The organism is uncultured Cyclobacterium sp. (genome assembly GCF_963976465.1).
Taxonomy (GTDB): domain Bacteria; phylum Bacteroidota; class Bacteroidia; order Cytophagales; family Cyclobacteriaceae; genus Cyclobacterium.
In genome coordinates this window covers 1-5,490 of the sequence record NZ_CAXBOC010000403.1, presented here as the reverse complement: position 1 = coordinate 5,490, position 5,490 = coordinate 1, and the positions used below count along the sequence as shown (strand labels likewise).

5 protein-coding genes are annotated in these 5,490 nt (G+C 39.7%); 2 read left to right on the top strand and 3 right to left on the bottom strand.

The features are described 5' to 3' along the window. Positions 1 to 1,316 (top strand): sulfatase-like hydrolase/transferase (locus tag AAC037_RS18930; RefSeq protein WP_339904796.1); only part of this gene is annotated, 1,316 nt, incomplete at its 5' end. 9 nt (positions 1,317 to 1,325) lie between these two features. Beyond that, positions 1,326 to 3,350, top strand: a complete 2,025-nt coding sequence (locus tag AAC037_RS18925; RefSeq protein WP_339904795.1) for an FAD-dependent oxidoreductase — start codon at positions 1,326 to 1,328, stop codon at positions 3,348 to 3,350. A gap of 111 nt (positions 3,351 to 3,461) precedes the next feature. Here AAC037_RS18925 and AAC037_RS18920 read toward each other — a convergent pair whose 3' ends face one another. Genes AAC037_RS18920 through AAC037_RS18910 form a run of 3 tightly spaced genes read right to left on the bottom strand, consistent with a single transcriptional unit; the run spans position 3,462 to position 5,477 of the window. After that, positions 3,462 to 3,875 (bottom strand): PH domain-containing protein, encoded by a 414-nt coding sequence (locus AAC037_RS18920; RefSeq protein ID WP_339904793.1) that lies wholly within the window; start codon positions 3,873 to 3,875, stop codon positions 3,462 to 3,464. Between the two features lie 20 nt (positions 3,876 to 3,895). Continuing rightward, the gene (locus AAC037_RS18915; protein ID WP_339904792.1) at positions 3,896 to 4,516 is read right to left on the bottom strand and encodes an alpha-ketoglutarate-dependent dioxygenase AlkB; all 621 of its coding nucleotides are present in this window, start codon (positions 4,514 to 4,516) and stop codon (positions 3,896 to 3,898) included. A 19-nt stretch (positions 4,517 to 4,535) separates the two neighbouring features. Further along, a complete protein-coding gene (locus AAC037_RS18910) occupies positions 4,536 to 5,477 on the bottom strand; it encodes an NAD(P)H-binding protein (protein ID WP_339904790.1) in 942 nt (313 codons plus the stop codon). Positions 5,478 to 5,490 lie beyond the last annotated feature (13 nt).

Here is a 5,490-nt window from a genome sequence, read left to right as displayed (position 1 = left end):
GTAGCGGTCATTGGGGCAATTATTTTAGCCCTCCATTAGAACACAATGGAAAACCAGTACAAGGGCAGGGTTTTCTTCCGGATGACCTTACTTCAAAGGCCATGGCATTTATTGAGGAGAATAAAGACAAACCGTTTTTGGTTTACTTGCCACTTAATACTCCTCATTCCCCCATGCAGGTACCAGACCGTTGGTACGATTCCTTTGCCGACAAAAAGCTTGATAGCCTGGTCAATGTTGAAGCGCCGGCTTTTACAAAAGCGGCTTTGGCCATGTGTGAAAATATCGATTGGAATGTGGGGCGAGTGATGGATCAATTAAAGAAGCTAAAACTAGAAGAAAACACCATTGTGATTTATTTTAGTGACAATGGTCCCAATAGTTTTAGGTGGAACGGAGGAATGAAAGGAAGAAAAGGTTCCACAGATGAAGGAGGGGTTAGAAGTCCTTTTTTTATGCAATGGAAAGGAACAATTCCCGAGGGGAAAATTATTAAGGAAATTGCCGGAGCAATAGATTTATTTCCAACCTTGATGGATTTGTTGGGAATTTCTTACAATGCAGATCAATCGATTGATGGGAAAAGTTTAAAACCTTTAATAGTCAATGAAAACCCTCCTTGGGAAGATAGAATCATATACCGCCATTGGAATAGTCGAACCAGTTTAAGGACCCAGCAATTTCTCCTTGATCACGAAGGGAACTTGTTTGATATGGCAAAGGATCCTTTTCAACAACAGCCAATACAAGATAGTAAGCCGGAATTAACAGCTAAACTTAGTTCAGCAAAAGAGACTTGGGAAAAAGAGATGGCTGATGAATTAGAAAAAGACCTTACAACACGCTCATTTACCTTAGGCGCTCCCGGGGCAAAATACACACAAATGCCTGCCCGAGATGGAGAAGCACATGGGCAAGTCCAAAGATCCAATCGCTTTCCCAATGATTCATTTTTTGAAAACTGGCGAAGTTTGGAAGACAGCATCACTTGGGATGTAGAAGTGCTGGAGGCCGGTAAGTATGAGGTTGAATTATATTATACCTGCCCACAGGAAGATGTAGGCTCCACTTTTAGGCTTCAATTAGGAGAAAATTATATTGATGGAAAAGTGGAGGTAGGGCATGACCCACCATTAAAGGGAATGGAAAATGACCGAGTTAAAAGAATGGAGTCTTATGTAAAAGATTTCAGAGCCATGCCATTAGGGGAAATCGATTTAGAAAAAGGTGAGGCAACCTTATCTCTGACAGCGCTCAATATCCCGGGGAGCCAAGTAATGGATTTAAGATTAATTGTATTTACAAAAACCAATTGATGAAAAATAATGAAAAAAAATATTAACTACTTAGGTTTACTTTGCTTGATTTTTTCAAGCATCATGAGTTCTTGTTCATCTCCTGAGAAATCGGAAGAAAAAGTGTACGATGTGGTCGTGTATGGTGCGACCTCTTCCGGAGTCATCGCAGCTTACACCGCCAAAACAATGGGGAAATCCGTTTTGCTAATTGAACCCAGTCAACACCTGGGGGGGCTGACCACCGGTGGCTTAGGGTATACAGACATTGGGAATAAGTTTGCTGTAACAGGACTGTCCAGAGACTTTTATAGAAAACTTGGGGACCATTATGGGAAATTTGAACAATGGATATTTGAACCCAGTGTAGCCAAAGCCACATTTCAGGAATACCTTGACCGTGCCGGAATTACCGTTCAATATGGGTTTAGGGTTCAAGAGGTTGAGAATAAGGAAGGTATAATTACCAAAATTGCTCTTGAAAATGCAGCCAACCTTACAGAACCTTTACGAGAAGTAGCAGGTAAAATGTTTATTGATGCCACCTATGAAGGAGATCTCATGGCCAAATCAGGGGTGACCTATGCCATTGGCAGGGAAGCCAATGAAGTCTATGGTGAGACATACAACGGTGTGCAGTTAATGAACGGACATCAGTTTCCGGATGGGGTAGACCCCTATAAAGTCCCGGGAGATCCATCAAGCGGACTCCTATGGGGTATAAGTGAAGGGACACTTGCTGAGGATGGTACAGGGGATGATAAGATTCAAGCTTATAACTATAGGATTTGCCTGACCAATGATCCCGATAACAGAATAGAAATCACCAAACCTGAGGGTTACGATCCTTCCATGTTTGACCTATTGGTGAGGCTTTTTGAGGCTCAGCCTGAAAAAAGAACGATTAACCAGTATTTTATCTGGAGTAGAATGCCAAACAACAAGACAGATATTAACAATAGGGGAGGTTTTTCCACTGATATGATAGGGATGAATCATGAATATCCGGAAGGGAGTTATGAAAAACGCCAGGAAATTATCGATGCCCACACTTTTTATACCAAATCCCTGCTTTATTTTTACAAAACAGATCCGAGAGTTCCCAAAGAACTTCAAGAATTCATGAATGAATGGGGTTACCCAAAAGACGAATATGGGGACACTGATCACTGGACTCCACAGCTTTATGTGCGTGAAGTGAGAAGAATGGTAGGAGAATATGTGATGACCCAAGCCAATTGTGTAGGTGAGGAAGTTGTTGAAGATGGCGTCGGAATGGCTGCATATACTATGGATTCTCATAATATCCAACGAGTGGTGGTTGAAAAGGATGGGAAAAAGATGGTGAAAAATGAAGGCAATGTAGAGATTGGAGGGTTTGGCCCTTATCCAATTGCCTATCGATCTATCATTCCAAAGTCCAATGAAGCAAAAAACCTTTTGGTACCGGTGGCTTTATCTGCCAGCCATATAGCCTACGGATCTATTCGGATGGAACCTGTTTTTATGGTGCTTGGTCAATCGGCGGCTGTGGCGGCTAGCTTGGCTTTGGATGAAGGGCTATCTGTTCAAGATTTGTCCATCGAAAAATTACAAACAGAACTTAGGTCTAATCCTTTGGCAGACGGAAGTACTGCAGAGATTTTAGTGGACAACGATGATGAGGGGGTAGAGGTAACCGGTGCATGGGAACAACAAAATAGGCATGGCTATGGCCCAACACTATTGAAAAGTTCCGAAAATAAAAATTCTATTAACACCGTCAAGTTTAGCCCGGAAGTGGTTGAAAATGGAGATTATGATGTTTATGTTTATTTTTCCAGAACTGAGAATGCGAGTAGTCAAACGAAGATTACCATTTCTGATGGGGAAACAGAAAATGAAGTTATTGTTAAAGAATCTGACATTAGGGTGGAAGGCCAAACCCGAGGGGAATGGGTGAAAGTTGGAACCAATAGCTTAGAAGTTGGGACAAACCCTTTTGTAACGGTAAGTACGGAGGGTTCCGATGGAACGGTAGTTGCAGATGCGGTACTTTGGGTTCCTGCAAAATAATGCTAGAATAACGAAATCAACCATTAAATAAATCCCCAAATCCAGAAAAAAGGTGCTTCTTGGATTTGGGGATTTTTTACTACTTATCACTTACTCGATTTTAACATTGCATCATTTCTTTTTAAGCAATACCTCAATGGTAGGCTTTTGAAGACATAAAGTTGCGATGAATTCTTTTTTTTCCTTTGGGGAGACAAGAACACTATCATATTTGTTAAAAAATATTTCCAAACGATCTAAGGATGCTGCAGCTGAGCTTAAGGGATTATGGGTTTCAACTACTTTCGTTATGTCCTGTATTGGAATATTTTTATGACTACCAAAGCCACCGTAAATATGTAGGTTGTCCGGATCAATGCGATATTTTATAGAGCGAAGCAAATAGCCTAAGAAAACACTGGTTAGAAGCAGGATCAATAGACCTATCCAGATTTGATTGAGATACATATTATAGGAAATCCAGAGAAACAATAGCCCAACGGGAATAACCAGTTCCAATCCTATTTTTGATCGATAAATCTTCATAGATATGCTTTAAAAATAGGTTATAAATCTCGTTTTTTTACAATCGTTCTGAAAGTTAAATTAACCCGAGGACCAAATACCCTTTTGGTAGGAGGTAATCGATGAAGCCAATAATTTTGAGTGCTTCCTTTCATTACTAACAAGCTTCCATTTTCTAAAATAAGCTCTTTTTTAATTTTAGTTTCCTTATGCTTAAAAGCAAACTTTCTTTCTGCACCCAAACTTAAGGAAGCGATTGCTCCCTGTTTTTTTAAGTCCTTTTCTGCATCACTGTGCCAAGCCATGCCTTCGCTACCGTCATGATAAAGGTTGAGTAAACAAGAGTTATAGGTTTCACCAGTTTGTTTTTCTATTAAAAGCTTTAATTCAAGTAGGCCTTGAGTCCAAGGAAGTGCGGATTTTGTTGTTTTGGAATAGGTATATTCAAAAGCTTCCTCTCCATACCAAGCCACTTTTCTTTTGGTGGTAATTTTTTCACCGAAAATGATGGCCTCATCATTTTTCCATTCGATCGATTTCATTAAGATGGAGAAATAATGGTCTGCCTCCCTTTGATCAAACAATTTCCCATAATAATTTACCGTACCATCATATGGGAGAAGGTTTTTGGAGGGGTCTGTTTCACGAGCAAATAATTCCATTTCTCAACTTGGGGGGTAATTAATTTTTAACCTGTTTGTAATCAGTTTCAACTATTTTTTTTATACCCAAGTCATAGGAGGTTGGTGTAAAATTAAAAGTCTTTTCAAATTTACTGCTGTCAAAAACATAATCCCTATCATACTGATATAGCATTTCCACAGATTCTTTCATAATGGAGTTGAATAATCCCATCACTTTAACAAGAAACTTAGGTGCTAGTTGAGTTTTGGGCTCGGTTTTTAGTTCTTTTGCAATTTTTTCGATCCATTGTTTACCGGTATAAGGTGCAGAAGCAGTTGGTAAATGCCAAACTTCTCCATAAGCCTTTTCAGTATTCCCTAGTAGAGCGGTGGCAATTGCAGCATCAATAGAATAGGTGAAAGAATGCAAAAAACGGTCACTGATTAGCCAATTTGCCTTTTTACCGCGGCTAAGTGGTTTGAAAACAGTTTCAGTAAGAAGGCTATTATTTGATATTGAAGGACCATAGAAATCTGCTGATCTGGCTATAAGCGCTTGGATTTTATTTTTTTTGATCGCATCCAAAATCATCTTTGCAATTTCCGCCCTAATAAGGTCTTTCTTGCTTGATGGGTTAACTGGCGTTTCCTCAGTCATTCCGTTGAGAAAATGGGGGGCATACATATAGATATTGTCAAAAAAGACCAGCTTACAGTTCTCTTCAGAACAAATAGTTATTAGGTCTTTAATGAAAGGTATCCATTTCTCAGCCCACTGCCTATGGCTGTAGGTAAATCCAACAGTGACATATACAATTGAAGAACCGTGTATGGCTTTTTTTAAAGCTTTGGCATCTAACACGTCTGCAGGAAATATTTCATCCGTATCATTTACCTTTTTGGGGTTTCTGCTGACTAGTCTTATTTGCTGCGTATAAGCTGCTAAAGCTTTAGCTAATTCTGTACCTATTGCGCCATTAGAACCTAGGATTGTTTGCATAATAAGGGTTTAA